Genomic DNA, 26,626 nt, shown 5'->3' with positions numbered 1-26,626 from the left:
GTAATCATGAGGCACGCATCCGCGCACAAAAGGAGCCCTGGATATCGCCGGTGGGCGGCCGGCAGTTGAAGAATATACCCATTGGGTAGCCTGAAAACCCTGGCGTGCAAGGTTTTCAGGCTACCCAAAGGGAAAAAAGAGAAGGGGCCACATTACCAATGTGACCCTTGGATCAAGAAGCACCGAACCTTTTGAAACCCTATGTGCCTATGAACTCGTTTATCACGAGTTAGACGGCTGCGCGACTAGAGAGAGCAGGGAGACACAGGGAGAATCTCAACAAGATCCGCACGCCCTTCCCGGAGCTAAGCGTGCTTTTGGTTTGGTGTTGGGCGGACCGAACACCGGGGTGCTACTGATGACCGTCAGTAGCCAGCGGGGTGAAACCAAAACTGATGTCATTATGGGTTGCACTTCAGCCAGGATGCAAGGCTTAGTGCGATTTTCCATCTCCGTCAACGGTCAATAAACCGCAACGACAGAGCCGTCAGGAATTGCTGTCGGAATGGCGATCGAGGTGTGGCCGGTCGTAGGTGAGTACAGTAAACCTTGCCGATTGATGCCAACGGTCGCTGACTCAGTCTGCTTCGCAAGCACGCCCGGCAGCCCGGCCGGCGGGGCTGCTACATACGTGTACGAAACGCCACCCGCGATGTACGAGGTGACACCATTCGGTTTGACGTACCAAGCCGGGAGGTTTAGCGCGGCCTCAGTGGGCGCGCCACTGAATCCTGGATTCGAGTGTGCATACTCGGCGGCGGCGGCACGATAGACCAGTAGATTGCGGCTGAGCGTATCGAGGGTCGCCTGTTCTGAGGTGACATCGGCGCTGTGCTGAGATTGAGCGAAAAAGCCCCCAGCGATTACCAGTATTCCCAGGGCGACCCAGTAAATGTACATGTTCAATATCCTTTGCTTCGGGCCGATTGTAGCGGTGTACAGGCGCTGTGGACTATAGTCCGCTGACGACCATAGTCAACAATCCCAAAATTCCTACCTTGGATCTCGTGATCTCCGGGTCGGACTTTTGGAATTACAACCAGACTCCTCAAAAAAACACAACCAAGCTTTCGGCACAGTGCTGCTGGAGCTTCGTGCTGCGCGGGGCTTTTCCCAGGAGAAGCTGAGTTTTGAGGCAGGAATGGACAGGTCGTACATTAGTCTGCTTGAGCGTGGCCACAAATCTCCAACCCTGGATACCGTATTTAGTTTGTGTAGTGCGTTGGATATCACATTCGACCAGCTGGCCAGGCTGCTGCAGGCCAGATTGGAAGAGTTGAATGATGCACGAAACGAAAGAGATGACCTTGGGTGAAGGGCTGATCCTTTATCGACAAAAAATCTCCATCCTGAAGAAGGGCTATGTGCAGGAAAGCTATCGAATCGCAAGCCTTCTAAAGTCGCGTCACGCTTCGAAGAACATGCGAGATTTTCGTAGCCCTGATATCGCCACGATCCGTGATGAACGTCTAGCTCAAATAAATTCCCGTACTGGGGCCTGTATCTCTCCATCGACTGTGCGATTGGAGATGTCGCTCCTGTCGAACCTCTTCGACGTTGGACGCATTGAATGGGGCGTCTGCGACAGCAACCCTGTAACGAACGTCCGCAAGCCAAAGGCTGCACCAGGACGTGACCGTCGTTTGACGGCACGGGAAGAGCGCCAGATCCTGAGGTACTGCCACGCTCATCCGACTGCTGATCTTTACGTCCTGGTCGTTCTGGCGATCGAGACGGCCATGCGCCAGGGGGAACTGCTGAAGCTTGAGTGGGAGCACATCAACTTGCAGCGACGGATCGCGCATCTCCCAGACACGAAGAATGGCTCGAAGCGAGATGTGCCCCTGAGTCTCAAGGCCCGTGATGCATTGATACAGTTGGGCGCCAAGACGAAGGGGCAAGTCTTCAGTTACACCGCCAACGGGTTGAAGTCCGCGTGGCGAATCATGCTGCAGCGGCTCGGCATCGAGGACCTCCATTTTCACGATCTCCGCCATGAGGCCTGTTCTCGGCTGTTTGAGTTGGGGACCCTCGACATCATGGAGATCGCAGCCATCAGCGGGCACAAAAGCCTTGCCATGCTTAAGCGATACACACATTTGAAAGCTGCCAAGCTAGTCCGAAAGCTTGAGGGCAACAAGCATCGCGGGCAGCAGGTGGTGATCAGTCATCTCGTCCCGTATCCTGCGGTCGCGAACCAGACCCCAGCAGGTGTAGTTGTTCGGGTTCTGGACTTCGAAGGCGTAGTTGGCCAGGGAGCAACCGCTGAGCAAGCACTGCAGAGCGCCCAAGATGCCCTGCTCAGGCACCTGATGGTGTCACTACGGGATAAGCGGCCCATTCCAGCTCCTGACCAGTATTTAGAGCAGGTTGATGACTCGGAGATCATCATGCTGGATCCTCTTTGCCTGAGCACAGCTCACGGAACTCCAGTTGGGCTCACACTTTTTTAAAGCACTTGTGTGACAGAAAACCGCTTGAATTCCAAGCGTGGCATGGCATTGAGAAAAACCTCCTTGCCAATCCGGGGTGTGGAGTGGTGGTGGAGAAAAGGTGGGAGATGTGTGTGGGTTCTCTTCTTCCGATCATGATAAAGGCTACATCAACATTCTGCCTTGTAAGGGCTTTGATCCTCGTGTTGCGTGCCCGGGAGGTTACGAGCGAGTCCTAGTTTTCCAAGCAGACAATAATTACCTGTACTCCTGTGTAAAGCCCATGTGATTGCCAATCCGGAGTGTGGCGATCTGCTTCTGGATTGACTTTGGGAGATAAAGTCATCGGAGGTTATGTGTCGTATCACGACGCATCGGATTCAGGTGCTGCTTACTGTCCAGAAGGAGCAGTCCTCATTGGGCTCATTAACGATAAAAGCCTCGACAGTTACCACATGGCATGCCAAACATTGAAATAGCCTTATCCGCAGAAACTGCTTTGCCAATCCGGGGTGTGGAAAACCAGTGAGGCATCATTGCCTCCTGGTTCAATGTGTGGATTTTACTCCGGCACTGGCAGCTACCCATGCGAAGGAAAGTCAGTAGGGGCTGGATGCCCTGCTGGATATACTCGTAGATCATTTGCAGAAGGCAATGCGGGAGGAATCCAACTTGTCTATTTCTGCTTAAAAATCAAATAGACATGAGTTTAGTTAAGCCATTTGGCGAGTATCTGGCTATTGGTATTCATACGAGTCCTCCAGCCGCTTTGAGCATCGAGAGCACATATGCGACACTCTAACTATCTCGCCCTCGAATTGCCTGGATATTTCTTCTTTCTTGTGCCCGAAGAGCTTGCAAAAAGCCGATCGAGCACAACACTTCATAGCGACGAGCATTACTTGAATCTCCAATAAACAATAAGTAAGCATTAATTATTTCGGGCAGCAGAGTGCATACATGCTGCTTGCCCAGAGATAAGGCACGCACTGGAAGCTAGATGAGTCCACACGCCCACCGATCGAATGGCCTGCCGGCAAGTTGTTCACATGCCAAACGGCTGCGCCAGCGTTAATCCAGATATCGCTTGACGTTCCTGTCCGTGGCCAGTCCAATGACCTGCTTTCGGCTATGCCGCATTGGGCAAGATCAAAGTTTGACTTTGAGCTCGCCCACACTCCGGATTGGCAAGAAGGTGTGAGGCACTGGCAAGTAAGTGGAGCTCCCTGTTTGTCCTTCGATTGCACGCCAATCTTTGGACAGGCATCCCCTTCACGAACCGTGCTTTGAATATCGAGATACTCGGCGATGGTCACGCGTCCATCGGACTGGAGGGTCCCCCCGCGGACCTGACCACCCGTGAGCAGGCCCTTGTTGTTCAAGACCCGAACCCAATTGGCGTCGGACTGGTAAATGCCACCGCCCCATTTCTCGCTGTACCAACCGGTATCACCCTTGGTTCTGAACCAGCCTCCGGTAGTAGTCTCGCCCGTTGCAGTAATGTTGCGCGCCGAGACGTCTCGTGTGGTCGTGACATTGCCGGATGCAGTGATTGCACCAGCGTTGTTGATGTTGTTGCCTCCCACGTCGAAGTGGGTGTTCATCCGGTTGTATTCCGGGTGATTTGGTACCGCATTGCGATAGAGATAGTCGTTGGCCAGGTCCCCATCCATGAGGAAAAGCGCGCTTGCCGTATGGCCGGCACCTGGATTCACCCCATAGTTGCTCAACGCCACTTGCCACCCCCCGCGCACGCCCTCGATCACCCCAGGCTGCAGCTTGGAAACAAAACCACCTGGTCCACCGAGGTGCTCTGCGATGGCGCGGATGCCGAGCTCAGGAATGGCCTGGCCGCCCGTAGTGATGACGATCGCTTCGAGCTGGTTTGGGTTCGGCTTTCTGGCCAGGCCGATGAGGGTCTGGCCGAAGCTGTTGGTTGAACTGAAACCGGCCGGCAGGTAATTGGTGTTCTGCAGCATGGCAACCGTTACCTGGGCGGGTGTCGTTGGGCCTGCGCTCGCCAGTAGAACGGCGTAGTTGTCTTTCAGGTACTTGCTGAACGCCTCAGACATGGTCTTTTGCTGTTCTGCAGCGATCTGATAGTCCCGCTTGTTCGTAGCGTCAATTGCCCAAGCCCCGGCCAGGGAGAGAACGATCGTCAGGACAATCAACCCGACAATGGCATCGAGAGACATAAAGCCTCTCTGTTTCTGCTTAATCATCATTCCAAATGTTCCTGCTCGACTGGTTGGCAATGTCTTGTTCCAGCAGCTGAAGTTGGTTTTGCCGAATTTTCTCTCTGATCGCTGGGGCATCCTCATCTGTTAGCGATAGGCATTGCAGCGTCAGGCGAGCCTGGCGGTTATCGCTGCGTTGGAGCGTTTGATGAATGACCGCAATCAATCCCTGGGACAGGATCTGCATTGCATTGGGTAGTTCTGGCTGGGCGAGCACGGCAATGCGCTCGATGCCTTTGACTACGCTGCCGGCATGTCCGGTGCAGATGATGAAGTGGCCATTGATTGAGGCTTGCACGACCTGCACCGCGGTGGGCGTGTCGCGCACTTCGCCGACGAAAATCAGGTCTGCCCGGGTTCGCAGGGCACGAATGAGGGCTTCGCCGTATCCCCCCTGCCGGCGAGAGACCGGCACTTGGACGCACCGTCCTTTCCCATGCAGGCCGTGTAGCGGTGTTTCTGGCGGGTCTTCGACAGCGAGTGCGAGTCCGCCGTGTTCCTCCAGGCGTGCTTGCACGATTGACGCTGCACTGGTGGTTTTGCCTGACGCCATTTCACCGCAAATGAAGAGGAGACCTTTAGTGGCTTCGCTCATCAAGCTGTCGTGCACGGCATCGGGCAGGCCGATCTCCAGAAGCGGAAGGATCTTGGCAGCAGACCGGTTCAACACGAACAACGGTTTCGCATACACGTCGAGCATGTAGGTGACCCGGAAGACTACCGAGTCCTCGATCACGATCGAGAACTCGGGTTCATCCGTGGCGTCGAGCTGCTCTTGGCAGCGAGCTTTCAACTGCTCGATCTCCGACTGCCATTCCGCCGGTGCGGCGACACGGCGGGGCTGGCCCTGGAGCCCCTTCACATCCGCGAAGTCGTGCCCCAGGTAGAGGTCGATGAAGGTTGCGTCTGCAATTAAGCTCACGCCAAGGTCCTTCAGTACGAGGTCCAACTGAGGGTGTTGGTGTCCCCCGAGCAGGCAGAGGTTGCCGCTGCCGTCTGCACCTCACCGGAAATGGCAGAGCCGCCATTGATCTTGGTGGTGGTCAACGTGTCTTTCGCTGCTTTCGTAGAAAGTGCGATGCATGCGCTCTTTGGGTAGTTGGTGCTGGTGAGGGTGTAGGTCATGCCATTGCTCACCAGCGTGACCGTACCGTTGTATTGGTTGGTCACCGTGGAGCCGGACACGCTCATGCCACCTGTGCCATCGATGGCAACGAGGGAGGGCATCAAATCTGTACCGGATGGCCCATACCCGGTGCGGGTTTTGAGCTGCTTGGTGTTGCTCATGAGCGCTGTGACATTGCTCAGCTCAATGGTCGAGTCAGTGCCGGTGAGCACTTTCCAGACCGCGGCGGCAACGAAGCCGAGCACGATCACAGCGAAAATGGTCCAACCCAGGGCATCGATCGACATGAAGCCTGATTGTTTATTGCGGCGAGAACGCATCATTGCATGTACCCCTTGGTGGTAACGGTGAGCAGAGTTAAAGCGAGTCGGTGATGTTGATGGCCAGCTGGAAGATGCCGATCACGACGAGAATCATCAGTCCCCCCATGCACAGTGCCGACAGAGCGGCGAAGGTCTTGGAGATGGCTTCAATGCGCTTGAGCATTTGTTCCTGCCAGCGGTTCGCGAACCTTTCCATGGAGGTAGCGAAGCTTTGGCGAGTGGCCAGCACTTGGAGAAAGTGAATGGCCATTTCGTCCGGAAAGTGGTGGCCGGCGAGCTTCAGGGCTGTACCGAAGTCTTTACCTGAGGAAACGCCGTAGTGGATGGCGTCTATGCGTTCCCGCAACCACGGAGAAGCGCTACGTTTTAAGATCGCCAGGGCGTTGAGTTGGCTGATCCCGGTCCGAAGCATGACTGACATGTTCAGGAGAAAGATCGAGCCCTGCATGACCTTGTAGACCGACCAGGGTGGCAACTTCTCGAAGCTGATCCGAATGCGCTGCAGGGCGCGGCTTAGCTGGACCTTCCAGTCGGGGCTGTTGGGCTGAACCTCCAGGCCACAGAAGTAGGGCAACGTAACGAGGGATATCACCGTGCCGATCAGAACCAGCGCGACCAGGTACAACCCATAGTGGGTGACCAGGTTAGACAGGATGTACAAAAACGCCGGCACTCCGGTCCAAGTCTCTGGGTTCGTCCGCAAGGCCATGGTCGGCACCAACCATCCAGCGACGACATGTAACAGGACGCCCATCAGCGACCAGGTTACGGCAGGTAACGCGAAGACCGAGATAATCAGGCGCTTTATCCTTTGTCGAACCTCGATGACCCTGACGCAGTCACGAAACGCCTCCACCAGGTGGCCTGTCTTCTCACCGGTTTCGACCAGTGAGGCCTCCTCGAATGGGAGATAGGCCCTGCAGGAATCAGCCAGTGACTTGCCGCCGCGCACTGACATGGCCACGCGACCGCAAATGATCGAGACGGGATGCAGGACCTTCCCATCATTGCTGAATGCTTTTTCAACGGTCTCCAACGCCTCTTCAATGGCGATGGAGTCCTCGATCACGCCCATGAGCGATTCGTAGAACTGGATCCGTTCGTTTTTGCCGAATTGTCGTGCATAGAAGGATTCGATCCAGGATCGGGAGGCCTCTCGTAGGCCTTCCCTGAGATCACCGAATAGATCAAGCATGAGACAGCTCCACGAGCTGTTGATCGAAATCGAGTGGCCCGACCATCGTCTCTGCATGCCGAGGATCGACATCGCCCGCTGCGATCTTCTGCCGCGCATGGGCGATCTTGGTGATACCCCCCATTTCTTTGACCCAATGCCTACGTGCCGCACTGGCGCCGTGTTCGTTGAAGACCTTCATGAACAAGAGGTCAGTGGCCAGGATTTCTGCGACCACGGAACGGCCAATCACCCCACGGCCACTGCAGTGTGTGCAGCCTTCCCCGGCCAGATTCACCTGGTCGACCAGTGCCAACTTGTCCAACCGGGCGAACAATGTGGTGTCGATCGAGCGCTGATGCTTCCGCAAGGGGATCCGGCAGTGGGGACAGAGGACGGGAATCAATGACTGGTTGATGATCCCAGTCGTCAGGGCTGGGTCAGTGACCAGGTAGCGCGGCACACCCATGTCGATCAAACGTGGAATCGAGGCGATGGCATTGTTCGTGTGAAGAGTGGACCACACCTGGTGCCCCGTCATGCCACCGGTATAGGCTGCTTGAGCTGACGCCAGGTCCCGGAGTTCGCCGTACATGAGAATGTCGGGGTCAAGGCGGACCGAGTTGGTGATCCCGCCACTCCAAGTCTCACCTGGACTCAGGGCCGATTGATTGGCTTTCAGTTTGTATTCAGGCGGATCCTCAAGAGTGAGGATATGCCGGGTCCCCTCGGTCTCGTCATGCAACAGGTTAAGTTGGACCTGGAGGGACTTCGATTTGCCAGAGCCGGTCGGGCCGGTGAACAGGTTCACGCCGTAGGGCAGGCTACGCAGACGACTGAGCTGGACAATTTGCTCTGGGAGGAAGCCGAGCTCCTCTGGCGTCTGCTTGGTGTCATCGTCATAGAGCAGTCGCATGACCATCAGCGGCCCGTCCACCAGAGGCCGAGTGGCAACCCGGGCACCAAACAGGCCCAGTTGCTGAACAAACCGGCGGCTCACCCGTGCATCTTGGGGGATATGTGCCTGGTAATGCTCTTTCGAGACGTCGCACATGCTGTTGTAGAGCGCCGAGCACAGCTCGCCTCCCACTTCGCTCTTTTCTTGGCGGACCTCCCAGAGCAGGCCATGGATGCGGTAGTAAATTTTGGTGATGTCGTCCCCGACGACGATGTGAATATCACTTGCACCCTGCTTGTGCGCATGGCCAATCAGCTCAAGCGCTTGGGCTTGACGCAGCGTCTCTGCTTGGGAACCCAGCGCTACCTGCTGAGAGGTTTCGTACAGGGCCTTGATCTCGACCATAGAGGCGGTCTTTATTTGATAATCGAAGCCTTCGTGCTCCAGCTTGTCGACGAACGCCATGACATAGGCGTCTGCCTGGTAGCCATCTGCAATGTGCAATACCCCGTCAGCCGTTAACGCCAACACCTTGCGCAGCTCATCTTTGATTTCGAAGCGGGCGCCTGGTGTAGTCATGACGACAGACGATGCGAGTGAGGGGGAGGGGATCACCTGCAGGTCAACGGGTGGTACGGCGATATCGTTCATGGCGATTTCCTTATTGACCGGGCAACTGCCCTGGGAGATTGAAGGGCTGTGCTGCAGTGCGGATCCCGGTTGTGGTTCCTGCGCTGGAGATGCGGTTTGCGAAACCCAGCGGGTACAGCTTTCCGCCGCGGCTGAGCACAACGCCGTCCAACGTGAGCTGATGGACGCTGAAGCCATCAGGCAATTTGCTTCCGATGGCGGTGTCGAACTCTGCGCCGCCGCTGTAAAGCAGCGTGGCGCGCAGGCGTTGGCTGGAGCCGGTGATGGCCTTCACGACTGGCAGGCCTGACTCTTGATGGGTGGACTCAATAGGCGGCGTGAAGGTTTGCCCGCTGGGGATGCCAGCAGCGGGGAGAAAAGAGTCCGGGAAGGTGCCCTCAGCTTTCTGCTGGGCCTCTGCACGTTCAGCCATGGCCTTGTACAGAATGGTTTGGCTTTGCACGCGGCCCAGTTCACCGATGTTGATGCTGGACAAGCTTTCATCGGCGGCATGGGCGTTGGCCATTGCCAGTACGGCTGCAAGGGCCATCCAATAGTGTTTATTTGGCATACAGAACTCCTGTGACGGACCAGATCAAGTGGTCTGCCTTGTACTCGGTCTTGATCTCCTGCAGACGGAGCCCTTGCGTGGGGGCACCGTTGAAGGAGTCGTAGGGCAGAAGGCCGCTGCTATACCGAAGCTCGAATTCCTTCCACTGAGGAGGCGGAGGTGGTGGTGGGGCCGGTTGGCCGGGCAGCGCCGGCTCCTGGACCGCCTTGAAGGGGACTTCCTTGAGATCTGGATCCTGGGAGAAGCCGTGGAACCAGGAGGAGAGCGCAGTCACGGCATCGAATGCATCGAGCAGTGGCTCGTCCCCTGCAGCAGGCACAGCCAGGTCGAACTTCAGGGTCACGTTCTTGCCGTTTTCGAAGAAGCTCGGGCGGTCGGAGAAGATGCTGCCGATGGCAGTGATGAGCTGTTGTGCGGTGCTGTTGCCTGTACGTTGGTAGTTGGCCAGTACATGCTCACCGCTGCAGGTAGCCTCTGTGAAAGGCCAACCTTCGATATTTGGCGGTAGCTTGTAGATCACCTGGCTGCAGGCTTCGATGAAGGCCTCGACAGAGGGCAGCTTTGCCCAGGGATGTTCGAGTGCCTGGGGAGGCTGCTCAGTACCAGTTTGCTCTTGGAGACGGGCCAGCTCTTGAAGGCGTGCTTGTTCGGCTTGTATTCGTGCTTGTCGTGCTAGTTCGTCCTGGTGCGACTTCCAGAGCAGCCAGGCACCTGCACAGACTGAGCCGATCACAGCCAGCGCAACGAGCTGAGCCAGTTCTGCTTTCGAAAGGCCGAACACCAGCGGACGAAGACGATATTCGCGCTTAAGCCTGGAGGGCTGTAGCAGCTCCTCGATGTCGAAGGGCTCACCTCCCATATCGAATTCAGGGGGCAGGTATTCGTGACCAAACTTGAGACCCAGAGTACGTTGCTGGGCGATTCGCTTGCGCACCTCAAGCGCGCTGCCAATGCGGTCGCAGCCGGGCATGATTGAGCCTTCATGCACAGCCACAATTGCATATTGGTCGTCATCTGCAGCGACACGCCAAGCGGCGATCCAAGAGTCACCCAGTTGGCCAGCAAGGGTGGCTGCCAATGAGTACATCCCCTTGTTGACGCCGGCAGTGCGTGAAACGAAGCCGGCTTGGATCAGGCTGGTGGTCTTTCGGATGGCCACGATGTCCAGGTCGTGGTCCTTGCCGAACTTACGTGCTTCTTTCATGTAGCTCGGCACCGAGCCCAGTGGTACCCAGCGCATACCGGTAACGAAGGTCCGCCCGTGGTACTTGAGGGTTTTGACGCGGGACTCGGGAACCTTTGGAGCCTCGGTGTTCATAGTGCTGCTCACTTACAAGGTCCCACAGGCACGCAATGGAGGTCGGCAGATCTGTGCCGAACTGGCGTAGCCCTGGTTGGTGGCGATGCTGTCGGCGCCGAAATTGAACGGGTGGGCGTTCAGGCTTCCCAGGCTGTCGGGCAGGACGATCGGCGTGACCAGTACCACCATGGCGCTATGGGTGGTCGACCGGGTACGTCCACCGCCCAAGCCGAAGAAACCGGCACTTCCCACGCCGCTTTTCTTGGCGTTCTCGCTGTCCTCATCGAAACCGGTGATGACGAGCGTTTGGCCACTTTTCAGTTGTACCTTGGGCGCGACGTTCTTGGTGTCGTAGTCCGGGGTTTGGACGCTGGAGTCGTTGCTGGTGAAGGTCTGGAACGTAGGCTTGCTGCTGATGCTGAGCGTGATCATCAGCAGCATGTTTTCCTTATCCAGGAGTTTGGGCAGCAGCATCATGTTGAATCCGCTGGTGATGGTTGCGGGTTGCAGGCTGCTGCTTGTGCCCACCGAGGCAGTCGAGGTGGTTGAGCTCGAGGCGACGTAGCCAGTCACATTGCCGATCTGGATAGGCGCTGGCTGCAGGTTCAAGGTGGTGATGGACGGGGTTCGCACTTCGGCGACACGGCCCTGTTCGGAGAGCGCCTGCAGTACGGCTTTTGAACCTGCCCATGGTGAGCTGGAGGTATCGAGAATGCTGCCGGTGGCCGACACAGCATCGGTGCTGATACCGGCCACGGTGTTGCTCAAGCCGAAGCCCCAGTTCCCAGAGATGGACTTGTAAACGGCACTCCAATTGATTGCGGTCTGGTCTCGGTCGTTGAACGTGACCTCATAAACCTTGACGTTAAACAGTACTTGCCGAGTGATGCTGCGGTTGGTGGTTTTGAGGTACGCCGAGATTCGGTTCAAGACTTCTGGGCGATCGGTCACTGTGAGGGTGCCGGTGGAGCGCGAAAGGGTCGCACGCCCAGCAGGCTGCACGCTGAGCATGGCTTTGACATCGTTCTCGATGTCGCTCATCAGCGAGGTTTTGTAGGTGGACTTCGTGCTTTGATTGCTCCCGGACTCACCTGAAGCGCCCGAAGAGGAAGTCGATGTGCCCGAGTCACCACTGCCTGTAGAGGTGAGCAGGCCCGACTTGACGGTGCTTTCGATCTCCAGCTCATCCCCGAAGGTCCACACATCGAACGTACGTGTGTCGAAGTAGGTGATGCGGACGCCTTGAAGCTGTGGATCGAAATGCCAGGACAGACCGAGCTGCGAGGTCGTCTGATTGAGCAGCCCAGAGACTCGACCGGAGAACTGGATACCACTGACCAGTCCAGTGGCCCCCAAGCCAAAATCGAAAGCGCTTGTGGCGTTCGGAGTGGCACCCATAACCCCATTGGGCATGAGACCAGCCAAACTATCGGGATTGGGCATTGCCTGCTGAGCGGCGTTACCTGCACGGCGCTCAGAGGAAAGAATGCCTGGATTCATAGCATCCGGAGCCACAACCACCGGCATGCCGGTCTGCTTGGTGATGTACTGGGCCACTTCGCTGATGGATACAGCGCCGGCAGGCCGGTAGGCGATATCCTGGTCCATTGAGAAGGGCAGGCCGCGTTTGCTCACCAGCGGCTGAGTCGAAACCCAGGGTTTGTTGCTGAACACCACGGTGTCGCGGGCTTGCTGGGGTTGTTGGTTCTGCAGGTACTTGTTGTATTGCCCTGCAGTGCGACCTTGTAAATCTGCTCGATCAAAGGACTCGTTCACGCGCTGTACCGCGCAGCCCGCCAGAATGGCGACCGTCAGCGGGGTGAGTGCCCAGCGGACCCATGGGGATACGGTCATTTCTTCTTCCTCTCGTCAACGTGCAACACACGCTGCGTATCGCTTCCATCAACGACGAAAGAGCGTGGAGCGGTGTCGTAAAGCGGGAACAGCTCTTTGATGGCGTCCTGGAAAGACCCCTCGAAACGCAGCCGGGCTTCAATTGGGTAATCCAGGTCTTCCTGACTCCAGATCACCGTCCAGGTCGGACTCGCTTTCTTGGCCCAGGCCTCGACGCTTTGACGCAAGGTTGAGCCAGTTTCGGCCGTCCATACCTGGGGCAGCGGCCGAGGCGGTGGAGCGGGAACGGGATTAGCCTTGGCGATTGGCGTTGCAAGTTGCACAGGCGTGGCCGGCTTTGGAGAAGGGGTGGGCACGGCTGCAGGTGTCGCTGCAGCGATAGGCTTTTGTGCTTCGGCAGTTGCCACCGCAGCAGGCGCGAGCGGGGCCGCAGGCTTCGCAGCAGGGCTAGAAGCCGTGACCGTGGGAGTAGAGCCATCCTTGGCAGGAGGTGCCACTGGGGGGAGCACTCGGGAGGCTGTTGCAGTCGTCGATGCAACAGGCGCTGAGGTGGTGATGGCAGGCGCAGCCGGCACCGCCGCGACAATGACGCCTTCTGTCTTGTTGGGCGCCAGGGATGCGGCTGGCGTCGTTGCTGGGGAGTTGCTCGCATAGAGCTGGCGAGCAGGGGTAGATGGTTCCGGCAGTTGGTAGCCTGGGCGCAGCGCAAAACAGACCTGCCGGTTGACCTCATCGACCTTCACCTGCCAGGCCGGTCCCGCCAGGACCTGCAAGGTGTTGCGCAGGGTCATTGGGCCGAGCTTGTACTGGGCGGCAGGGAGAGGCCGGGTGTACAGGATGTTGACGTGGTTGGAGCTGGGGGGGCATAGGGCATAGCCCGAACGATCAACCACGTAGAGCATCGCATCCCGTACGCTGGGGTTCATGCTTGACGGGATCGTCACGTCGATGATCTGGGCCATCAAATCGCGTTGCCCGGCATCCGGCTGGGTGCTTACCAAGGTGTAGCGCCCATAGCGGACAACAGGTTCTTTCTCCGCACTCGCCCCGTTCGGATAGAGGTCTGGAGCAAGCCATTCAGGATTGCGGCTGCTGTCGAATGCTGGTTTTGGCTTTTGCTCTGCCTGTTGGATCGCACACCCTGCAACGAGCGCGAGCAACGAGAGTGTGGTGAACTGCCTGATCATTGAGGCCCCCTGTAGTGATTGAGGCCAAGGTGACAGGCAGGCGTTGACCGCGCAGCAGTAAATGCGCAGTAGGCTTAAGTTGATTTTTTATGAGGGGGGGCGGTTAGCCGTGACCGATGGTAGGGTCACGGCCAAGGGGCAAAAACTACTGGCCAGAAGTAGGTTTTTGGGACAGCGTTGGAGCAGGGGGCTGATGAGGACTCTCAGTCGAATCACTGGAGAGCCAATTTTTCACGACGCCCTCAAGTCCACCTTCTTTTTGGAATTTGCCGTAGAGGTTGAAAACGGCGAAGAGCGTAAGTGCGACGATCGCTGAAGCGAGGCCTCCCTTGAAGTGGCCGAGGGCAGCTTCAGTCTTCGTGGGTTTGATTGCTTTAATTTCGGCGGAGAGAGCCGGCTGCATAGCATTGACACGGGTCATGATCTCGTCTGACAGAATGTTCTGCCGCATCTCTTCTCCGAGAGCTTCGAGGGACACGTCGATGAAGTTCTTAGCCAGTTGCTCGGCTTGGTTTCGGTACATCCCCACCTGCAGCGAGGTGCACGCTACCTTTTTGAATGCTTGGTGATCGTCTTGTGGATGAGACTGCAGCCATTCGATCTTGTGCTGTTTGTACAGCGAGTAGGCGAGCATTCCCAAGAAGTCATCAGGGGATTCGACGAGCTCTTTGAAGACGTCGAGCGATCCCTCATACGAAAACACCGACTCTGGTGGGTTCGCGTTAACTCGCGAAGGGCCAGAGTCGGTGTCTCGGTTGGCTGCTGTCTGAGAAAAATCAGAAATATTGGTCGTTGAAGTGCTTGACAAGGTAAATTAGCCCTAATCAGCGCGACAAGCGGCCATAGGCCTCTTTCATCAGATCATTAATGTTCGCTTTGGACAGCTTGGAAGATCGCGCCGTTACGGCCTTCTTGGAAGCGAGCTTACTGTTGCTCTGCTTGATCAGTGCGATCGATACGTTAGGCATCTAAACCTCCTGTTCCAACGTGACGCTTGGCTTTCTCAAGCCAGCTATAGCGTTCCTTTGATCAATTCTGATGAATGGTCGACCGGCTGTCAAGGTGACACGGCGCCCCGGATGCGAGGCTTCATGCGCTTCGAGCTGCGAGCATGGCGGGTTGATTCCGTGGGCTTTGCTACGAAGTATGGCAGTCAGTTTGCTCCAATGTTCTGCTCGGTTATGGTGGCTGCGAGCATGGCCTTGGCCAGGGCGTCCTGTTGCTCCTCGGGTTCGATGAGCTCAAGGCTGACCTGACGTTTGGCCAACAGCATCTGCCACAGCTGCTGGTCGATGCTGTTCTCCACCAGCGGGATTTTGACGATCACCGTCCTGAGCTGGCCGTTTCGATAGGCGCGATCTTCAGCCTGGTCCTGCTGGCCAGGTGTCCAGGGCAGCCCCAGGAAAAACACGTTGTTGGCGGCGGTGAGGTTGTTTCCGGTACCGGCGGCTCGGGTGGTGCAGATGAAAACCCGGCAGTCGGGATCCACCTGGAACTTGTCGATCGCTTTCTGACGCTTGGTGAGCGAGTCGCTGCCGACCAGAGTGACGTTGCCGACACCCGCCTCATCGCACAGCTCCTTGAGCCGTTCCACGGTGGGCTTGAATTCACAGAAGAGGATGACTTTGTCCTCGGCGTCCAGCTCGCCCAGGAGGTCCATGGCGATCCGGATCTTCACCTGTTCCAGATAATGGCGAAGCGCGCCGAGTCTGGCGAAGATCGGTTTGTCCTCGAGGCGTATGGTGTCGTACTTGCGGCGCTCCTCTGGGTCCATGGCCACCGGCAGCAGTTGCCGCTGTTTGCCCTTGAGACCCGGCAGTACATCCTTCCGACGACGCAGCATCCAGTCGCCAAGCTCTGCCCGTAGGTTCTGCCGAAACTCTGGGTTACCGGCGAAGCGTTCGCAGAAGTCTCCTAGGGGCAGTTGGCCAACGGGATGCCCGGAAAGGCGCAGCAGGGTGTGCAGCTCCGTCTCGCGGTTGAGCACAGGCGTGCCCGTCAGCAAGTACCTGTTGGGCACCTTGGCCGCGATATCGAAGCCATGGCGGGTGCGTTCGGCAGTTGGTTCTTTCAACTGGTGGGCCTCGTCGACCACAAGCACATGGTAGTGCTCGGCCAGGGTCACGTAGTCGCCCAAGCGCTCATAATTGATCAACATCCATTGGGCCTGCGGGTCGTTCTTTTGCAGAGCAATCTTCGCGTCGGGGTACACGGCCTGCACCTCGCGCTGCCAGTTGATCAGCAACGAAGAGAGGGTCACGACCAGGATCGGGCGCCCGGCTGCGCAGATATGTGCGGCAATGATGGACTGACGGGTCTTGCCGAGGCCCATGTCGTCGGCCAGCAACGCGCTGGTGCGTTGGAGTAGGTGTGCAATGCCCGCTGGTTGGTGTTCCAGGAGAGAGTAACCTTCCAGGGCCTGAGCAATCACGGCATCGCTGAACTCGGTGCGCTCGATCGGCGAGACGGCCGCAAGGTAAATGTCGTTCGAGGTCTCTTCGCCACTGGTGATTGCCGAAGACTCTTGTGGAGCGCCGCCCAGGCTGATGCGCGGAATGTCCTCTGCTGGTACGACAGAACCATCGCCCAGGAGCTCCTGCACCACGTCGAGGATCTCGAATTGCTCCTCGGCCAGACCCAGCTCCAGAATCAAGTTGCTGCGCAGGATCTCTGCGGTCGCATTGATGCGCCATGAACTGGATCTACCCAAGAACATCCCGCGCATCCGGCGTGCGACGGCGACCACGCCGGGATGGTAATCACCTGACAGCAGGACACCGCCGTCGGTCATTGGCGCGATGCGCAGCAGCAGCCCCCAGGTAAAGGCGTCCCTGTGTGGAGCACACAACGCAGACTCGATCTTCTGGCGGAATGCCTGCCATGACTCCGTGATCTTGCCACCGGCCAGCTCGATTAGCTGGTGGTACACCAGATCCAATTCGTCGATGAGTTTGGCCTTGGGTACGCGCCAATAGCGGCTGAGTGGGTGATCGCCACGGCGGATGAAGAACCCGCTACGGGCGAGCATGACCTTGTTTGCGCCTTCGATGTAGGGCATGAGGAGGCCCATGTCGTAGCCGTCGAACACGGCTGCTTCGAGCAGCACTGGCTGGCTGTTGAGGAGGCGTGGCCGTTTCAATTGGCGTCCGCGCTCTTGGACTTCATCGGCACCGTTTGGTCGAGGTGGTAGGCAGGGACCCAACGGGTTAAGAGCACTGAGCCGTGAAGCGATCCTCCCTGGCCACTGATTACGTACGCAGCTGGCTCTGCGCCTTTCTGTACACGTCTGCGCTCCTGCTTCCAGTACCCGGCGGTCTTGATGTCGTCAGGTTGTAACGGCCAGCATGACTCGCCTGGCCGGGATTCATAATGGGGGACCTTCGGATTCTCAGCCTGCTCGGCCTTCAACCGATCAATGACTTTCTTGGAACGGGCCACAAGCACCTCCGGGATGATGAGGAGTCAACACGTCATCGTTCAAGGTGCGGCTGCCCGCACCCGTAGGAGCGAGCAGATTGGCAGTTGGAGGAGAGTGGCTACAGGAGAAAAGGACAATCAGCCCGCAGGGATTTCGGCGAAGCCTCTACATCCCCCTCGGTTTGTCGAAGTCAGGCTTCCCCTTCACGTTGGGGTAGCTGACCTTGCAGCCATTCGCCTTGTACCCGGTGCAGCCCCAGAAGTCGTAGCCACCCTCGCCACGCTTCTGCCGGCGTGCGAGCGGCATACCGCATTTGCCACAAACAGGCTCGCCAGCACTGCTTGAAGTTGATCCTGTCGACCGGGTGGTCATCTTGACCGTGGGCGCCTGGTGAAGGGTGTTCAGTTCACCCTGGAGGTGCTGATAGAACTTGGCGACTACCGAGCCATACTGTTCTTCCCCGCGAGCGATTCGGTCCAGGTCCTTCTCCAGCGTGCTGGTGAAGGCGAGTTCGACAAAGCTGAACCGGCCTTCCAGCTGGGCGATGGTGCTCACACCTAGTGGCCCCGGTACGAGCTTGCGCTTTTCCTCGACGACCAGGCCTTTGCCAGTGATGTTCTTTACGATCGAGGAGAAGGTACTGGGTCTGCCGATTCCGCGCCTTTCGAGCTCCTTGATGAGACTCGCCTTTGTGAAGCGTGCAGGGGGCTTCGTTTTCTGGTTGAGCACTTCTGCCTGATGTACAGAGAGGATCTGCTTGGGCTCTAGCTTCGGCACAGGGTTCTTGGCGAGGTCTGATACTTCTTCCTCGGTGTCGTCCTTCTGTAAGAGCTTCATCCAACCGAGATAGGCGACCGTGCTGCCAGTAGCAGCGAAGCGCAGTGGCCGCTGATCGGGACCCTTGGCCAGTAGTTTTGCGGTGCGCACGTCATAGATTGCATCGGCAAGCTGGCTGGCCAGCGCCCGAATCCGGATGAGCTTGTACAGGGCCTGTTCTTCAGCGGATTCTCCTGCGACTTCATCTTCCCACACCGTTGGCGCAATCGCGGGGTGACCTTCCTGGGCGCTATCCGCAGCCTTGAACGTCCGGCGCTCGTCAACCACGTCGAGGCCTTGCCTGCGAGCCACTGCCTGGATATCTGGCATGGCCTCATCGGCCAAGTTGGGGTTATCCGTCCGGTGATAGGTGATCACCCCCTGTTCGTACAGGCGCTGCGCGATCTGCATCGTCTTGTCCGGATCCCATTTCAACGCCACGCTGGCCGCCTGTTGCAGGGTCGAAGAGATGAAGGGCGGAGGCGGTGGCCTGCGCTTCTTGCCGTCTTCGCACGACTCTACGATAACTGCCCGGGTTGCAGCGACCCGGGCTGCGAGCGTGCCGTCCTGTATGTACGGATGCTCTTTGCTGGCAAAGTCTGGCACCGGCTGCCACACAGCAGTCCAGGTCAAGGCGGAGGCTTCGTCCTTGAAGACCAGCTCCACTCCGAAGTGATGAATGACCTTGAAGTTGCTGATTTCACGCTCACGCAGCACGACCAGGTAGAGGGCCGGAGATTGCACGCGGCCTGCTGATGTCGGTTGGCCCAGGATCCGGCGCAGCTGCTGGGTGACAAGATATCCCACCAGGCGGTCGAGAACCCGACGGCATTCCTGTGACGCGACGAGCTGGCCGTCAATTCTACGAGCGTTGGCCAGGCCCTCGCGAACGCGGGATTGGGTGATCTCGTTGAAGGTGACCCGCTTGTACTCGCGGATGCCTAGCGTCTGCTGGATGTGCCAGGCGATGCTTTCACCCTCGCGATCCGGGTCGGTGGCGATGTAAACCTCGGTGGCGTTCTTGAGTGCTTTGCGAATGGTGCTGACGTTGCGTGCACTCTTCGGCAGGATTTCATACACCGGGCGAAAGGTCTTCAATACCCCGGTGGTGATCATCGTGTCGTCTTGGCCCGACTGCGGTAGATCACGGATGTGGCCACCGGTGGCTACGACTTCCCAGTCTTCGCCAGGGCGGATCTTTTTCATTATGGGCCTCAGCTTCTTCAGCTTGCCGGGTGCCTCGATGATCAGGAGTTTCATGGGGTTCCCCCTAAACAATTCAAACAGGGGGCACTCTTGCTGTCGGTCGGAGACCACACAACGCGAAATGGTGAACCGGAGGGGAGGGATTTCCAGAGAACGGTAGGCTAGGTGGCGGAGGTCAGAAATCGAGGGTGAGCTGCTGGGCGCGCTTGTACCCTTTCAGCCAGGAGGCCAGCATGGCGGGGTGCTTGTAAGGGCAGGCATACACGGGCAACCCTTTCTCGGCGGCTTCGACCCCAGCAGCCTCGACCGTAGGGTGAGGATTGTTGAAGTGCCGCCTATCCAGCTTAGGTGTCTGAGGTTGCTGATTGTCCATCATGGGCCTCGGCTGATGAGTTCAGCAGGCTCCCGTCTCAACGGACCTGCCTGCTGAATTTTGACGATGGAGCGATTTTTAAGGGCTACTACGTCTTGTGTTTGTTGACGGTCAGAACCAGACGATAGCGGCAATTCCGAGCTTCGGGTTTTTCATCGTTGATATTTACATAGGTGCAATCGAAGCCAATCACACTTTCTTTTCCCTCGACAAGTTTTTCTAAGGACACGACATTAATCCCCTGCAATTGTGGCCTGCCTATGCCAGCTGGTCGAGACTTTGGTACGAGGAATCTCATAACAGTGTTTCCATCGATTGTGATCCTGGCGTAGACAGTATCAGGCTTTGGAAACCCGAGCAGTGGTGAGACTTTTATTGTAAAACCATGTTCATATGGTTCTGGTTTGGCAGTTTTATTATTGTCTGCGAAGTAACGGCTTTTGGTATTTGAACTTGCTTCCAATGTAGCGCCGTCGCGGACTACATCTGCAAAGGAAGTGATTACGAAGTTTCCATAAAGTAGTGCGCCCGAGACTTCTAGCTCTGTTGGTGTTTTGGAGGAGGCATTCCCCGCAAAAACATTGAGTAAGAATGTAGCCAATAGTGCAACGATGCTTTTACAGGCAATTTTTTTCATATTCATAGGTCATGCTCCACTCTTTTGATTGGCCGAGTATCAGTAAATGAGCGAGCAGCAACCATTGGAAAATGAAAACCGTTGAGCAGCGGATTTATCGAGGCAGAGCCTGGGCATGCGCTGCTTGCAGCGCCCCTTGATCCACGATGCATCGTTCTTGACCCAAGAGGTCTACGAGGAGCGCGGCAATTTTTGCAGGTCATCCAGTCGTCTTTGAGAGGGGAATGGATGACGACGATCTGGTCTTGCCACCAGAGGCTTCACGAGTGGCGCCTGAAAAATCGCCTGCCAAGCAGTGGCCTGAAAGCAAAGGGAGGGGCTGCATCGAAGGGAGGTGAAACTCGAAGTGACATCCTTGTCACCAAGAGCTTCACGATGAGGCGCGAAAATTAAGGGGGTGGTTATATCGGCAAGTCGTCGTCAAAGCCGGGATAGTCGTGCAGACCTTCCGGTTCTGGTTGCTGTGATGGTTGACCCTGGCCGCGGGGCTGGCCGGACGGTTGTTGATTAGCTGGACGTTGACTGTTGCCGCTCGATGCCAGAGTGACATGTTCGACCCGGTGCGGGAGGATCGCGATTCGTGCCGCCTCAACCTTCAGTGCGGATACTTCCTCGCCGGTCCCCTTGTCCTTCCAAGTATCCATGATCGCCCGACCAGTCACTTGGACACGCATGCCTTTCTGGAACAGGTTGGCGAATCGCTCGGCATCCGGATGCCACCACTCAACGTTGGCCCAGAAGCCTCCCCGATCCTTGAATCCACCCTGGCCATCAGGGATGGAATTATCGAAGAAGACGTTCAGACGCAGCATCTGCCGCGGATCTTTGTTGCCATTAGGGAAGGACCGATGCTCCGGCGCGTTGCCGACGTTGCCTTCCCAAACTACTGATGTACCCATGGTTGTATCTCCGTTCAGCGTTGAGGTTGGTGTGTGTACTGCTGCAGTCGAGCCTGAAATTCGGCTTCGGCCTGGCCCAGCTTTTCGGCGCACTCGGCGGCCTGTTTGCCGATGAAGTGAAGGATGGTGGTTTGCATGTTGAGCGTGATGCGGTGCTGCTCCAGGGCAAACAGGTCCTGCAGCAGCTGCCTTGAGGTTTTGGGCTGGTCCAACTGCCACCTCCAGACGCCGACGCCCATGCGTCGTGTCTGTACGTGCTGCCAACGAAGGAAGGTTGTTCCAGCCGCCGTGTTTTGCTCGATGAGTCGAACGGGCAGAAGCGCGAATGGATGTTGGCGGACCTGGTCCAGCACTTCCTGGGCAAGCTCGCGTACACCCACCTCCAGTGCTGTGCATTGAGCCGCTAACTGGTCCAGCTCCCCCTTACCTTTAAAAGGCTTTAAAAGGCCTTTTAGTGAGGCACTCTGTTGCAGCGCCTGATAAGCACCCTGTTGCAGCGGTTTGAAGGCACCCTGTTGCAAGCCTTCGCCCGAGCGCATGCTTGTCACTCCTCACCTTCGCGAAAGTCGTCTTCAGCCAGGTCGTCTGGCTCAGTCGCCGCTGGCTGATTGCGGCGAATGACAGGGGCGAATTCGGATCGACGGGTGCCTTCGAGGATGTCCTGAGGGATGGCATCGAAGCGGGCATACATCTCGCGGGCCTGCTCGGCGCGGGCATTGTTCGCGGCGAAGTCGTCACGGCTTGCACCGGAGTAGCGGAACTGCTGGGCCAGGCCGAACAGACTGCGCAGCAGGTGAGCGCCTTCATCGATCCACGCTTCACCGTCGCGGCGACCGATCATGCCGACATGCTGGGCCAGCAGAACGCGACGGACGACTTCGTCGTACCCGGTCAGCAGATAGACGGCTTTGAACGCGAGAGGGTTGGACAGGTACAGCGGCAGTTTCATCGGCTGGATAGAGAGGTTCTCGCCGACCTCCAGGGTTTTGGGGAGTTGGGCCATTACGTCATCGAGACGGCTGTCGATGGCTTTGAGGGCGTTGTCCGATTCCTGGATCTTTTCCTGGATCAGGATCATCCACCAGTCGGAGTAGGGGTCGTCCTGAGCGGAACCACGGTCGATCTGGTTGATCTTTTGGCAGAAGCCAGCGAGGCCAGGGATGGCATGCTTGCCATCGTTCTGTTGGCGGCCCAGCCAGATGCGGGCGGCGTGATGGGTGTGCAGGGTGAGGTTGACCTGGCTGCGAAGGGAGCCAATGTTGAGTGGATACTGATCAGCCATGGACGGTTCCTTATATAAAGAAGGGAAGACGTGTCCATGCTGCTTTTCAGGCTGCTGCGGCGCAGTAATAAATGAATAACGTGTTGCGTTGGATTTCGGCAGAGCTGTCGAATGGTGTGGTCAACCGCATCCGGGAGTGGTGCCAGTGGCACCACTTGGTAAGCTGTCGAAGTCGATGACTGGTTCTGGAAAGTGGTGCCAGTGGCACCACTTGGTAGGCTGTCGAAGTCGACGCCTGGTTCTGGAAAGTGGTGCGGGCCGCACCACTTGGTAAGCTGTCGAAGTCGACGACTGGTTCTAGAAAGTGGTGCCAGTGGCACCACTTGGTAAGCTGTCGAAGTCGATGACTGGTTCTGGAAAGTGGTGCCAGTGGCACCACTTGGTAGGCTGTCGAAGTCGACGCCTGGTTCTGGAAAGTGGTGCGGGCCGCACCACTTGTGCGTGTTGCCGGTGGCACCGCTCGATTGGCCATCGACGGCGGCGATAGGCCTAGAAGAGTGGTGTGGGCCGCACCACTTGGTAAGCTGTCGAAGTCGACGACTGGTTCTAGAAAGTGGTGCCAGTGGCACCACTCGCTAGGCCATCGTCGCAGACACCAGTTTTTGGGTTGTGGTGCGGGTCGCACCAGTTTTGCGTGGTGCCAGTGGCAAGCGCCATGCTTCTCAAAATAGAGACAATAAAAAAGCGCCGCAGCCTTCTAAATCAGGGCTTGGGCGCTTTTTAGATTAAAGCCCCGGTCGATCCTACTTAACGCCGCGTTAGGGCTAATCGAACACCGAGAGCAACGAAGGTACAGCCAACCACGCGATCCATCAGGTGTTGCAGAGATCTATTTTGCGACACTGCACCAGCTGCGCTTCCAGCTAAAAGTGCGAACATTGAGTCGGTCAAGAAGGCTACCAAAGCATAAGTTAAACCCAAAACCAGGAACGACTCTGTTTGATACGGTCCGTTGGGTACAACAAATTGAGGGAAAAAGGAGACGAAAAACAGAAGAACCTTGGGGTTGGTCAGTGTGGTGATAAAGCCTTTCGAGAGCAGGTCTTTTAGTTGAGCATTGTTTTTAATCTGTGGTTGTTCGGTAGTCGTAGTGCTTCTTTTTCCGAAGGTGCCAAGAATCATCTTGGAGCCTAGATAAATAAGATAGAGCGCCCCGGCATATTTGACGACTGAAAACATAAGTGGCGAAGCTGCAATCAGAGCAGTTAATCCGACCACGCTTGCGACCGCATGGGTACAGCTTCCCAGTGCTACGCCAGCGGCGGAAATCACTCCGGCGCGACGTCCGTTAGCGACGCTCTGGCCAACGACATAGGCCATGTCGGGCCCGGGTGTGATGGATAGGAGGAAGACAGACAAAATAAAAAGCCATAGGTTAGTAATGTCTAACATCGATACCTTAACTCTTTGAAAAAGCCAGAGACGCGGCGCCACGGCGGGAGCGAGACATCATCTTACACATACGGACGCGCCCAGGGTATGCGATTGGACAGGTGGATTCACGTTACATCATATGAAGTAGGGTTGGTTTCAGTGCAAGGCTTAGCCAGCCTGCAATTGACAGATGTGGGCCGAAAGGAACTACAGCGGGTCTGGACGATTTGGGTCGCAGTAGGTATTGCACATTCGCCAAGAGAGCGCTGAGTAGGGCGAGCACCAGTGTCAACGGGACAATGTTCCAGCCTCCCCATGCTCCGATCAGGGCCAGCAGCTTGAAGTCACCCGCGCCCAAGCTCTCTTTTCCAGTACAGAGCTTGACCAGGTGAAACACCGACCAGAGGCTCACATAACCAATGACGCATCCCCAGAGTGCCTCCGACAGGGAGGTGAACACGCCGAAAGAGTTAAGGATCAGGCCGAACCAAAGGCCGGGTATTACCAACACGTCTGGCAGCAAGTGATGTTCGCTGTCGATCAAACTCAGCGTGATCAGCCACCAGGTCAGTAACAGGGCGAACAGCGCCTGTAGTGTCATCCCTAATTGCCAAACCACTACCATCGACAAGGCCGCGCATCCGATTTGCACGACCCAGTCACGTGGCCTGGACGTGTCGTGCGAGCCATGCTTGGGGAGGCATGTCACTTCTTTGCCCAAGCCAAGAACTTCTCGTGCTTCCTGCTGCCACTGATGCTCAAGGCTGATCGGCAGCTGGTGCGCGACGTGGGTGAGCAGTTGCCCCGCCACCAGTCCCAGCAACCCAGTCCCTGTTAGCATCAGCCCTGAGTGGAACTCCCAATCAATCATGGGCGCCTCCCTGATGACGTCGAGGGGCGATCACTGCGTGCAGCGCGCTCAACGCGGCTTGCCCGGTCATCATCCCGGTGGGAGTGAGTTCACTGCGACGCTTGGGTGGTACGGCTACGGTCGTTCTCGGCTCTGGAGCCACCGACGATGGCTGACCAGATGGCATGGGAGCGGCTACCGGCGACGGCTGCCAGTCAGCATTGAAATCTCCACGAATCGCCTTGCTGGCAAGCGTTGCCAGGTATGCAAGCGGCTTGGCGACTTTCCCCTCTTTGCATCGGTGTGCCCACTGGTTGATCACCGCAGCGCGGAGGTTTTCAGGTACTGGGGCCATGATCTCTCGAGCCCGTCCTTTGTCCTCAGGCTTGAGACCTTCCATGGTGATCAACCAATTGGGGCCGACGCTGTCCTCCGGTAGTACAAAGCTTTTAGATACAGAAGTGTTTGTATTCGTATACGTACTGGCTGAGTTCGGATTCCGAACTGAGGGCGAACTCTGCGGTTTTGGACTGAGTTCGGATTCCGAACTGAGTGGCAAAACGCTCTGCTTCGCTGGGTTCGCACTGAGTTCGGAATCCGAACTCAGTCCAGACAGCGGCAAATCTGGCTGAGTTCGGATTCCGAACTCAGGTGCGGGAAGGGCATGCTGCTGACTTTCGACGGCCCATGCTTGTGCATTCAACCGGTCGCTGATGGTATCGATGCGGCTGGGCAATCGGCGTCCCACGTCGGGGTCACTGGTGAACTCTCGCCAGGTGGTCGTGGCGACTTCCCGGATCGCCTTGTTCTGGTGCTCCATGGATTGCATGAGCAAGGACATGTAGTCCCTGTCGAACTCCAGGGCTTCTGCAGGTGTGACAGGCTCGTCGTGGAGTAGGTAGACGTTTCCCTGGACTTGTCCGCTGAGTTCATTCCGGACCTTGCGGCCAAGGCTCAGCCAACGGGTCAGTCGAAGGACCGTCAGTGCTTTAGCCACCGTTTCTCGGGACGCAGGTTTGCCCGGATTCATGCCTAGGTACGGACGAAGCTGGTCGTAGGTGGGGAAGGCGGTGATGCCATCCTCGTTGACCAGCAATCGGAAGACTTGCCAGCAATTGCGCTCCAGCGGGGTCAGTCGCTTGTCGAGCAGAAGCCGGCGCGGGACCGTTTCATGCGGATTTCCGCTGAAAATGATCCCGGCGTAGGGTGTCGCTGTCGCAGGGGGGGCGTTCTCCTCAGCTCGCTTCTTCTGCACATGGGCCTCAAGTTGCCCTGAGGCCGAGTCTAGGAGCGTGGAAATCGGGAACCGTGCAAGCTTCATTGTCTGAGTTCGCCTTCTCCAAGATCTGTTGAAGGCGCACCACTTTCATCGGAACGTCGAACGAAGAGGGCCTGGGGCGGCTGTTCGATAATTGCCAGTTGGCGCTGCTCAGGCGGAGAGGAGACTGGTTGGTTTTGTTTATACAGTCCCTTCTCAATCCAATAAGTAATGCGCGACCAAACCTGAGCCAGCGTTAAGCCGTCGGTCAGCAACTCCTCTGCAACCAGCATGGCCACGTCCAGCATGGCCAAGCTGTCTTTGAGGTCGACCTGGTTCTCTGCCATGAGTTTGGTCCAGCGGTACCACAAATGATGATCCTGGTCCTCTGACAGTTCAGGCCAGCGCCCTCTCGGTGCCTTGACGCCAATAAGCGTGCGCTGCAGAGCAATTTCTTGGGGAGTAAGCCCAAAGAATGCTTTTAACAACGTGGTGGTAGCACCCAAGCGAATGGCGCGCTCAATAAGCCGTGTTTCTTCTTCTGAACGTGCGGCATTCGTGAGCAATTTCTCTATCATGGAATTGTTGATCGATACATTGACCCAGTTAACGGGGGTATTTCTCAACAAACTCATAATGGTGGGGTGCTGAATCTGATTCAGCACCTCTGGATTTATCCCCATCTCGACACAGCGCTGTAATTGCCCATTGCGCATGTGATCTAACACCTGTGACAAGACGGCTTCATTGATAGGTGACTTGGACATTGAGACTCCCTCCC

Annotated in this window: 25 protein-coding genes; 2 read left to right on the top strand and 23 right to left on the bottom strand. The window is 57.1% G+C overall.

The features are described 5' to 3' along the window. Nucleotides 1-462 precede the first annotated feature (462 nt). Nucleotides 463-900 carry a type IV pilus biogenesis protein PilM gene (gene pilM / locus AAZU54_RS03680; protein WP_434726575.1) on the bottom strand — a complete coding sequence of 146 codons (438 nt, stop codon included), beginning with the start codon at nt 898-900 and terminating at the stop codon, nt 463-465. 178 nt (nt 901-1,078) lie between these two features. Between pilM and AAZU54_RS03675 the strand changes: the two genes are divergently transcribed. Further along, a complete protein-coding gene (locus AAZU54_RS03675; protein ID WP_434726661.1) occupies nt 1,079-1,315 on the top strand; it encodes a helix-turn-helix domain-containing protein in 237 nt (78 codons plus the stop codon). Beyond that, a complete protein-coding gene (locus AAZU54_RS03670) occupies nt 1,281-2,453 on the top strand; it encodes a tyrosine-type recombinase/integrase (protein WP_434726574.1) in 1,173 nt (390 codons plus the stop codon). The genes AAZU54_RS03675 and AAZU54_RS03670 overlap by 35 nt, the downstream gene beginning before the upstream one ends. A gap of 914 nt (nt 2,454-3,367) precedes the next feature. On the opposite strand, the gene pilV is transcribed toward AAZU54_RS03670, so the two are convergent. The 22 genes from pilV to AAZU54_RS03560 all read right to left on the bottom strand — a co-directional run bounded on the left by pilV (nt 3,368) and on the right by AAZU54_RS03560 (nt 26,612). Next, nucleotides 3,368-4,657 carry a shufflon system plasmid conjugative transfer pilus tip adhesin PilV gene (pilV, locus tag AAZU54_RS03665; protein ID WP_434726573.1) on the bottom strand — a complete coding sequence of 430 codons (1,290 nt, stop codon included), beginning with the start codon at nt 4,655-4,657 and terminating at the stop codon, nt 3,368-3,370. Continuing rightward, nucleotides 4,647-5,591 carry an ATPase, T2SS/T4P/T4SS family gene (locus AAZU54_RS03660; RefSeq protein WP_434726572.1) on the bottom strand — a complete coding sequence of 315 codons (945 nt, stop codon included), beginning with the start codon at nt 5,589-5,591 and terminating at the stop codon, nt 4,647-4,649. Before AAZU54_RS03660 ends, pilV begins: the two co-directional genes overlap by 11 nt. An 11-nt stretch (nt 5,592-5,602) precedes the next feature. Next, nucleotides 5,603-6,118: a type 4 pilus major pilin gene (locus tag AAZU54_RS03655; protein ID WP_434726571.1), complete on the bottom strand. Its 516-nt coding sequence runs from the start codon at nt 6,116-6,118 to the stop codon at nt 5,603-5,605. Nucleotides 6,119-6,152: 34 nt separating this feature from the next. Further along, nucleotides 6,153-7,313 carry a type II secretion system F family protein gene (locus tag AAZU54_RS03650; RefSeq protein WP_434726570.1) on the bottom strand — a complete coding sequence of 387 codons (1,161 nt, stop codon included), beginning with the start codon at nt 7,311-7,313 and terminating at the stop codon, nt 6,153-6,155. Further along, a complete protein-coding gene (locus AAZU54_RS03645) occupies nt 7,306-8,841 on the bottom strand; it encodes a GspE/PulE family protein (protein WP_434726569.1) in 1,536 nt (511 codons plus the stop codon). Before AAZU54_RS03645 ends, AAZU54_RS03650 begins: the two co-directional genes overlap by 8 nt. A gap of 10 nt (nt 8,842-8,851) precedes the next feature. Beyond that, the gene (pilP, locus tag AAZU54_RS03640) at nt 8,852-9,346 is read right to left on the bottom strand and encodes a type IV pilus biogenesis protein PilP (protein WP_434726568.1); all 495 of its coding nucleotides are present in this window, start codon (nt 9,344-9,346) and stop codon (nt 8,852-8,854) included. Between the two features lie 34 nt (nt 9,347-9,380). Beyond that, on the bottom strand, nt 9,381-10,709 hold the full coding sequence (pilO2, locus tag AAZU54_RS03635; RefSeq protein WP_434726567.1) for a type 4b pilus protein PilO2: 1,329 nt from the start codon (nt 10,707-10,709) through the stop codon (nt 9,381-9,383). A 12-nt stretch (nt 10,710-10,721) separates the two neighbouring features. Beyond that, nucleotides 10,722-12,545, bottom strand: a complete 1,824-nt coding sequence (locus AAZU54_RS03630; protein ID WP_434726566.1) for a PilN family type IVB pilus formation outer membrane protein — start codon at nt 12,543-12,545, stop codon at nt 10,722-10,724. Further along, nucleotides 12,542-13,732, bottom strand: a complete 1,191-nt coding sequence (locus AAZU54_RS03625) for a TcpQ domain-containing protein (protein ID WP_434726565.1) — start codon at nt 13,730-13,732, stop codon at nt 12,542-12,544. Before AAZU54_RS03625 ends, AAZU54_RS03630 begins: the two co-directional genes overlap by 4 nt. Before the next feature lie 145 nt (nt 13,733-13,877). Beyond that, nucleotides 13,878-14,540, bottom strand: coding sequence for a hypothetical protein (locus AAZU54_RS03620; RefSeq protein ID WP_434726564.1), 663 nt, complete (start codon nt 14,538-14,540; stop codon nt 13,878-13,880). Nucleotides 14,541-14,556: 16 nt separating this feature from the next. Continuing rightward, complete coding sequence (locus AAZU54_RS03615; RefSeq protein WP_178113771.1) at nt 14,557-14,700, bottom strand: hypothetical protein; 144 nt, start codon at nt 14,698-14,700, stop codon at nt 14,557-14,559. A 185-nt stretch (nt 14,701-14,885) separates the two neighbouring features. Next, nucleotides 14,886-16,871, bottom strand: a complete 1,986-nt coding sequence (locus tag AAZU54_RS03610; RefSeq protein ID WP_434726563.1) for a DEAD/DEAH box helicase — start codon at nt 16,869-16,871, stop codon at nt 14,886-14,888. A 444-nt stretch (nt 16,872-17,315) separates the two neighbouring features. Further along, nucleotides 17,316-19,226 carry a type I DNA topoisomerase gene (gene topA, locus AAZU54_RS03605; protein WP_434726562.1) on the bottom strand — a complete coding sequence of 637 codons (1,911 nt, stop codon included), beginning with the start codon at nt 19,224-19,226 and terminating at the stop codon, nt 17,316-17,318. A 121-nt stretch (nt 19,227-19,347) separates the two neighbouring features. Beyond that, the gene (locus tag AAZU54_RS03600) at nt 19,348-19,548 is read right to left on the bottom strand and encodes a CrpP family ICE-associated protein (RefSeq protein WP_434726561.1); all 201 of its coding nucleotides are present in this window, start codon (nt 19,546-19,548) and stop codon (nt 19,348-19,350) included. Between the two features lie 85 nt (nt 19,549-19,633). Then, on the bottom strand, nt 19,634-20,188 hold the full coding sequence (locus tag AAZU54_RS03595; RefSeq protein ID WP_434726560.1) for a hypothetical protein: 555 nt from the start codon (nt 20,186-20,188) through the stop codon (nt 19,634-19,636). 395 nt (nt 20,189-20,583) lie between these two features. Further along, entirely contained in the window at nt 20,584-21,081 is a 498-nt protein-coding gene (locus tag AAZU54_RS03590) for a single-stranded DNA-binding protein (protein WP_434726559.1), read from the bottom strand. Nucleotides 21,082-21,095: 14 nt separating this feature from the next. Further along, nucleotides 21,096-21,620 (bottom strand): DUF3158 family protein, encoded by a 525-nt coding sequence (locus tag AAZU54_RS03585; RefSeq protein WP_434726558.1) that lies wholly within the window; start codon nt 21,618-21,620, stop codon nt 21,096-21,098. 5 nt (nt 21,621-21,625) lie between these two features. Then, the gene (locus AAZU54_RS03580) at nt 21,626-22,363 is read right to left on the bottom strand and encodes a PFL_4669 family integrating conjugative element protein (protein WP_434726557.1); all 738 of its coding nucleotides are present in this window, start codon (nt 22,361-22,363) and stop codon (nt 21,626-21,628) included. Nucleotides 22,364-23,110: 747 nt separating this feature from the next. Beyond that, nucleotides 23,111-23,755: a LysE family translocator gene (locus tag AAZU54_RS03575; protein WP_434726556.1), complete on the bottom strand. Its 645-nt coding sequence runs from the start codon at nt 23,753-23,755 to the stop codon at nt 23,111-23,113. 112 nt (nt 23,756-23,867) lie between these two features. Further along, nucleotides 23,868-24,608 carry a prepilin peptidase gene (locus tag AAZU54_RS03570; protein WP_434726555.1) on the bottom strand — a complete coding sequence of 247 codons (741 nt, stop codon included), beginning with the start codon at nt 24,606-24,608 and terminating at the stop codon, nt 23,868-23,870. After that, nucleotides 24,601-25,908: an STY4528 family pathogenicity island replication protein gene (locus AAZU54_RS03565; RefSeq protein ID WP_434726554.1), complete on the bottom strand. Its 1,308-nt coding sequence runs from the start codon at nt 25,906-25,908 to the stop codon at nt 24,601-24,603. The genes AAZU54_RS03570 and AAZU54_RS03565 overlap by 8 nt, the downstream gene beginning before the upstream one ends. Further along, the gene (locus AAZU54_RS03560; protein WP_434726553.1) at nt 25,905-26,612 is read right to left on the bottom strand and encodes a DUF2857 domain-containing protein; all 708 of its coding nucleotides are present in this window, start codon (nt 26,610-26,612) and stop codon (nt 25,905-25,907) included. The genes AAZU54_RS03565 and AAZU54_RS03560 overlap by 4 nt, the downstream gene beginning before the upstream one ends. Nucleotides 26,613-26,626: the final 14 nt, after the last annotated feature.

The organism is Pseudomonas sp. Je.1.5.c, from assembly GCF_051129895.1.
Classification (GTDB): domain Bacteria; phylum Pseudomonadota; class Gammaproteobacteria; order Pseudomonadales; family Pseudomonadaceae; genus Aquipseudomonas; species Aquipseudomonas urmiensis.
This window is presented reverse-complemented; position numbering and strand designations above follow the sequence as displayed.

What these genes read in the sequence shown, in the direction of transcription:
- pilM (WP_434726575.1), bottom strand. Translation starts at nt 900, where the DNA reads ATGTACATTTACTGGGTCGCCCTGGGAATACTGGTAATCGCTGGGGGC.
- AAZU54_RS03670 (WP_434726574.1), top strand. Translation starts at nt 1,281, where the DNA reads ATGATGCACGAAACGAAAGAGATGACCTTGGGTGAAGGGCTGATCCTT.
- pilV (WP_434726573.1), bottom strand. Translation starts at nt 4,657, where the DNA reads ATGATGATTAAGCAGAAACAGAGAGGCTTTATGTCTCTCGATGCCATT.
- AAZU54_RS03655 (WP_434726571.1), bottom strand. Translation starts at nt 6,118, where the DNA reads ATGATGCGTTCTCGCCGCAATAAACAATCAGGCTTCATGTCGATCGAT.
- AAZU54_RS03650 (WP_434726570.1), bottom strand. Translation starts at nt 7,313, where the DNA reads ATGCTTGATCTATTCGGTGATCTCAGGGAAGGCCTACGAGAGGCCTCC.
- AAZU54_RS03645 (WP_434726569.1), bottom strand. Translation starts at nt 8,841, where the DNA reads ATGAACGATATCGCCGTACCACCCGTTGACCTGCAGGTGATCCCCTCC.
- pilP (WP_434726568.1), bottom strand. Translation starts at nt 9,346, where the DNA reads ATGGCCAACGCCCATGCCGCCGATGAAAGCTTGTCCAGCATCAACATC.
- pilO2 (WP_434726567.1), bottom strand. Translation starts at nt 10,709, where the DNA reads ATGAACACCGAGGCTCCAAAGGTTCCCGAGTCCCGCGTCAAAACCCTC.
- AAZU54_RS03630 (WP_434726566.1), bottom strand. Translation starts at nt 12,545, where the DNA reads ATGACCGTATCCCCATGGGTCCGCTGGGCACTCACCCCGCTGACGGTC.
- AAZU54_RS03625 (WP_434726565.1), bottom strand. Translation starts at nt 13,732, where the DNA reads ATGATCAGGCAGTTCACCACACTCTCGTTGCTCGCGCTCGTTGCAGGG.
- AAZU54_RS03615 (WP_178113771.1), bottom strand. Translation starts at nt 14,700, where the DNA reads ATGCCTAACGTATCGATCGCACTGATCAAGCAGAGCAACAGTAAGCTC.
- topA (WP_434726562.1), bottom strand. Translation starts at nt 19,226, where the DNA reads ATGAAACTCCTGATCATCGAGGCACCCGGCAAGCTGAAGAAGCTGAGG.
- AAZU54_RS03600 (WP_434726561.1), bottom strand. Translation starts at nt 19,548, where the DNA reads ATGATGGACAATCAGCAACCTCAGACACCTAAGCTGGATAGGCGGCAC.
- AAZU54_RS03595 (WP_434726560.1), bottom strand. Translation starts at nt 20,188, where the DNA reads ATGAATATGAAAAAAATTGCCTGTAAAAGCATCGTTGCACTATTGGCT.
- AAZU54_RS03590 (WP_434726559.1), bottom strand. Translation starts at nt 21,081, where the DNA reads ATGGGTACATCAGTAGTTTGGGAAGGCAACGTCGGCAACGCGCCGGAG.
- AAZU54_RS03585 (WP_434726558.1), bottom strand. Translation starts at nt 21,620, where the DNA reads ATGCGCTCGGGCGAAGGCTTGCAACAGGGTGCCTTCAAACCGCTGCAA.
- AAZU54_RS03580 (WP_434726557.1), bottom strand. Translation starts at nt 22,363, where the DNA reads ATGGCTGATCAGTATCCACTCAACATTGGCTCCCTTCGCAGCCAGGTC.
- AAZU54_RS03575 (WP_434726556.1), bottom strand. Translation starts at nt 23,755, where the DNA reads ATGTTAGACATTACTAACCTATGGCTTTTTATTTTGTCTGTCTTCCTC.
- AAZU54_RS03570 (WP_434726555.1), bottom strand. Translation starts at nt 24,608, where the DNA reads ATGATTGATTGGGAGTTCCACTCAGGGCTGATGCTAACAGGGACTGGG.
- AAZU54_RS03565 (WP_434726554.1), bottom strand. Translation starts at nt 25,908, where the DNA reads ATGAAGCTTGCACGGTTCCCGATTTCCACGCTCCTAGACTCGGCCTCA.
- AAZU54_RS03560 (WP_434726553.1), bottom strand. Translation starts at nt 26,612, where the DNA reads ATGTCCAAGTCACCTATCAATGAAGCCGTCTTGTCACAGGTGTTAGAT.